At 62.9% G+C, this 4,614-nt stretch carries 3 protein-coding genes; 2 read left to right on the top strand and 1 reads right to left on the bottom strand.

The window, feature by feature from the left end; genetic code table 11:
• Positions 1-57: 57 nt before the first annotated feature.
• The gene (locus SPHS8_RS20175) at positions 58-3,015 is read right to left on the bottom strand and encodes a Tn3 family transposase (RefSeq protein WP_013039096.1); all 2,958 of its coding nucleotides are present in this window, start codon (positions 3,013-3,015) and stop codon (positions 58-60) included.
• Between the two features lie 139 nt (positions 3,016-3,154).
• Here SPHS8_RS20175 and SPHS8_RS20170 point away from each other — a divergent pair, with 139 nt between their 5' ends.
• The gene (locus tag SPHS8_RS20170) at positions 3,155-3,706 is read left to right on the top strand and encodes a recombinase family protein (RefSeq protein ID WP_041386225.1); all 552 of its coding nucleotides are present in this window, start codon (positions 3,155-3,157) and stop codon (positions 3,704-3,706) included.
• On the top strand, positions 3,703-4,491 hold the full coding sequence (locus tag SPHS8_RS20165; protein ID WP_013039098.1) for an SDR family NAD(P)-dependent oxidoreductase: 789 nt from the start codon (positions 3,703-3,705) through the stop codon (positions 4,489-4,491). Before SPHS8_RS20170 ends, SPHS8_RS20165 begins: the two co-directional genes overlap by 4 nt.
• Positions 4,492-4,614 lie beyond the last annotated feature (123 nt).

Here is a 4,614-nt window from a genome sequence, read left to right as displayed (position 1 = left end):
GGGGTGACTACACGAAAGTGACGTATCTGCACGCTAAGGGCGAACGGATAGCGAACTTCACGCGGCGAGCAGGGAGCTGACGGCGCGCAGCGGCCGCAAGGCATCCGGATCGGGCCGATCTTCGACATTCCAGCTATAGTCCCCCGTCAGCGAGATATGCTCCCAGCCCAATGGCGCGACGTGGCGCGCGATCTCGTCGGGCGTGCCGATGTCAGCCAGCGCCATTTCGAGATAGCGAGTGTTCCACAGGATGATGGCGGCGACGAGCAGGTTGAGGCCGGAGGCGCGATAAGTCTGGTTTTCGAACCGCCGATCACGCAATTCGCCGAGCTGGTTAAAGAAGAGCGCGCGGGCGAGCGCGTTGCGGGCTTCGCCCTTGTTGAGGCCCGCCTGGGTGCGCCGGCGCAGGTCGATGTCGCGCAGCCAGTCGAGCATGAAGATCGAGCGTTCGAGGCGGCCAAGCTCGCGCAGCGCGAGGGCCAGTCCGTTCTGTCGCGGATAGCCGGATAGCCGGCGCAGCATCGCCGAAGCAGTGACGGTGCCGGTGCGGATCGACGTGGCGAACCGTAGCAGTTCGTCCCAATGCGCCGCGACATGGCCCAATGCGATCGGTTCGGTCGTCATGCCGGCGAGCAAGGGGCCGGATTCCTGGCCGGGAAGGAGGTGCAAACGACGCTCCTTAATGTCGCGCAAGCGCGGCGCGAAGCGGTAGCCGAAGAAGGGCATGAGACCGAACACATGGTCCGATGCTCCACCCGTATCGGTGTAGTGCTCCTCGATCGTCATGCCGGTCTGGTGATACAGCAAGCCATCCAGGACATAGGGCGCTTCGCCTGCGGTCGCCGCGATCACCCGGCTCGCAAAGGGATCATATCGATCCGAGACATGGGTGTAGAAGGCGACGCCCGGTTCGTTGCCGCTGCGCGCGTTGATGTCACCGATCGCGGCCCCACGACCGCCGGCATGAAACTGCTGTCCGTCGCTCGACGAGGTGGTGCCGTCTCCCCACAGCGCGGCGAGCGGCATGGTGCGATGGGCGTTGATCAGCCTTCCCAGCGCCTCGCCATAGGCGGCCTCGCTGATGTGCCAGTCATGCAAGTGAGCAAGCTGGCGCAGACTTGCGCCCCGGCAGGTTTCCGCCATGCGCGTGAGGCCGAGATTGATGCCATCGGCGAGGATGACGGTGAGAAGCGCATTGCGATCGTCGGCCTCCCGGCCCGAACGTCGGTGGATGAAGCATTCGCTGAACCCGGTCCAAGCATCGACCTCAAGCAGCAGGTCGGTGATCTTCACCCGTGGCAGGCGATCATAGGCTGCGCGACGGGCAATTTCGGTAGCGGGCGGCGTTGCCGCCTTCAGCGGCGAGATGATGAGGCCGTTTTCGTCAAGCCTGACCTGGGGCAGCTCGCCTTGTCGCGCGAGGACCGTTACCTGTTCGATGGCCGTGTCGAGCCTGGTGCGCCTTTCCTCAATATGGCGCTCGAAATCCGTTTCGATGGCGAGCGGCAGTGGTCCCTTCTCGCGAAGCGCCGCATAGGTGGCCGGTGGGATGAGGTAGCTGTCGAAATCGCGAAACTGGCGGCTGCCCGCGACCCATATGTCTCCCGCTCGCAGCCGCTCACGTAGCTGCGACAGAGCGCATAGTTCATAGGCGGCGCGGTCGACGATGCCATCGCGCAGGATGAACGGCCGCCATGCGGACGGCACAAAGCGCAGCGGCACGCGATCAGGCAAGCGCCGTTTGCCGGTCCGGTATAGCTCCGCGATAATGGCCAGCGCCGACAGAAGTCCCTGCACCGCACCGGCACCGCGAAATTCGAAGGTGTTGAGAAAGGCGCCGGCAAAGAGCTTTACCGTGCGATGCCGCTCAATCAATTCAGCGGTGCGATCGACGGTTTCCGGTCGGCTGAGCACTTCGGCTTGCTCGACCGACACGGCGAAGCGCTGCCAGTCCAGCGCCTCGATCTGCGCCAGCGAGTCCACGCCGTTGGTTCGCGCGTCGATGAGGATGCGGCAAGACCCTGTGAGCGTCCGGAGATGACCCTGCAGCTCGCGCACCGTCTTGAGGGCTTTGTCGCGGGTCCGGTTTTCGGCGCGGCGCACCATGCTGCCCAACAGCTTGTCGAACATCGTCAGGGTTGCGTCGGTCAGGTCTTCCTCAAGGCGGATGCCGGTTGCCGCCAGCGTCGCATGTCGGCGCAGGGCATTGAGTTCGCCAAGATGCTGGGGCGTGATGCGGCTGCCCTCGTCCGCGAGCCTGTCAAAAGTCGAAGCCGGAATCATGTCAGCCCGCCCGCGATCGAGGCCCAGTGCGCGGACATAGGCGAGCCGTTCGATCAGGCGCAGAATGTTGCGCGCTGCCGGCGATTGTGACGCATTGCGAAGCCAGGATAGCCATGTCGCGGCTTGCCCCGTTCGTCGGGCCAGCAAATCGTCCAGGTCCTGAAGGGTGTCGGGCCGCAGACCGTTTGTGAGCACTTCATAGGTAAGCTGTTCGGCTTGCTGGCGAGCCCGCCGCAGCACCGCTTCTAGAATCGAAGAAGAAGGTAGGAGGATCTGCCGACGCCGGAGTTCGTCGACGATGACGCCTGCCATCTGGCCGGGGTGGATGATGGTCTGTGCGATAGGGATCGAGAAGGCGACGACTTCGCGGAATGCGTCGCGATCGAAAATCCTGAACCCGTGCGATCGTCGGATTTCGACAAGATGCTCGCGGCGGGTCTGATCCCGACGAGCATAGTCCGCAAAGGCGTCGGGCGCGACGCCGAGTTGGCGGGCCACATAACCGAGCACAGGGGCGGGCGGGACTTCGCCCGCTTCCAGCGCACGGCCAGGCCATCTCATGGTGAGCAGGAGCATCGCGAAACCGAGCCGGGTGGCATCGCCGCGACGGCGACCGACAATTTCCAGGTCGTCACTGGTCAGCGTATAGTGACGTGCAATCTCGCGCTCATCGAGCGGCGCGTCATAATGCCCCGCCCAGATTTCCAGGCTCACCAGTCGCCGCCTCGCCAAGCATCATCTCCTTCGCTGTGCCTGTCCGTCAGACGGTCCTCTGGCGGCCAGGATGAATATGTCCGTCAACTCTGGACCTGTGATGGCGATTCGGACAAGATCGCAAAATGATGGGAAAACGGACACGATCGGGCAGCATGTGGCGCTGATCGGCTATGCGCGCGTCTCGACCGCAGACCAGAAGCTGGCGCTCCAGCTCGACGCGTTGAGCGCTGCCGGTTGCGATCGCATATTCGACGATTATGCATCTGGAGCAAAAGCCGATCGGCCCGGCCTGGCCGAGGCGCTCACCTATCTGCGTACCGGCGACACGCTGGTGGTCTGGAAACTCGATCGTCTTGGGCGTTCGATGAGCCACCTGATCGAGAAAGTCGGCGAGCTGGCGGCGCGCGGCGTGGGTTTCCGCTCGCTCACCGAGCAGATCGATACCACCACGTCAGGCGGGATGCTGGTATTCAACATCTTCGGCTCGCTTGCCCAATTCGAGCGCGATCTGATCCGGGAACGCACCCATGCTGGCCTGCGAGCCGCGCGCGAGCGCGGTAGTCAGGGCGGTCGCCGCCCTGTCGTCACTCCCGACAAGCTGCGCAAGGCGCGGGCGCACATCGCAGCGGGCCTAACTGTTCGTGAGGCGGCGGCTCGGCTCAAGATCGGGAAAACCGCCCTGTACAAGGCTCTGGAAAGCGCATGAAACCGCTGCCGATCCAGAACTCGTGGGTGCTGGTTACAGGGGCCTCAACCGGTTTGGGCAGGGCGTCAGCCCTCCGTTTGGCGGCATCGTACCAGGCCAAGCCCCTGATTGTTGGGCGAAGGCTCGACAACTTGCGGGAGCTACAATCCGAAATTGGCGAGCGGTTTAATGTCCCGTGCGAGATCATAGTGGCCGATCAACGTGAAATTGAGGGCAGGGAGAAGATTGCGGCCAAGGTTATAGAATTGAAAGTCAATGCGGCTTTCTTGGCTGCCGGGCTGACGAGCGCCGGTCCGTTTGATGCTAGCCGTGCCGACGCCTATGCCGAGGTGATTGGAACAAACGTAGCCGGCTTCACGGATTTGCTGGCCCGCCTGATTGCGATCTTCCGGCAGCAGCCGTTTGAATCCTCAATAATCGCAGTGTCGAGCCTGGCGGGCGAAACATCCGTACCCTTCCAAGCGGTCTACGGCGCGTCGAAGGCCTATGTGAGTACCCTCATGCGGGCACTTTCCATCGAGCTTGCCGGGACGGGTGTGAGCGTTGGGTCTTTTGCACCCGGTGGCATTGACACCGACATGGCTGCCCTCAGCGATTTGAAGTGGGGAAAGTTGGGCTTGATGAACGTTGATCGCTGCGCGACCCTTGCCGTCGACGCTCTGGTTCATCGGCGATCCTTCGCCATACCGGGGATGGGCAACCGACTCACATACTTGGCGAGCAGGGCTCTACCTCGATCGTTGGTGAGCCGGCTTGCGGCACTCCCATATCGGCGCCCGCAATGATCGACACATGCTCAAAGGATAGGTTGAACACGCCGTTGAGTACCTACAGGTAGCCTCTGCTGGCATTGTACCGGATTTGTTCGCTCTTAGCGTGCAGATACGTCACTTTCGTGTAGTCACCCC

It is taken from the genome of Sphingobium sp. S6 (assembly GCF_905120495.1).
Classification (GTDB): domain Bacteria; phylum Pseudomonadota; class Alphaproteobacteria; order Sphingomonadales; family Sphingomonadaceae; genus Sphingobium; species Sphingobium agri.
The sequence above is the reverse complement of the archived record's forward strand: the minus strand, read 5'-3'. Positions and strand labels throughout refer to the sequence as shown.

Bases quoted from the DNA above. Each gene is read 5' to 3' on its own strand.
- SPHS8_RS20165 (WP_013039098.1), top strand. From the start codon at position 3,703: ATGAAACCGCTGCCGATCCAGAACTCGTGGGTGCTGGTTACAGGGGCC.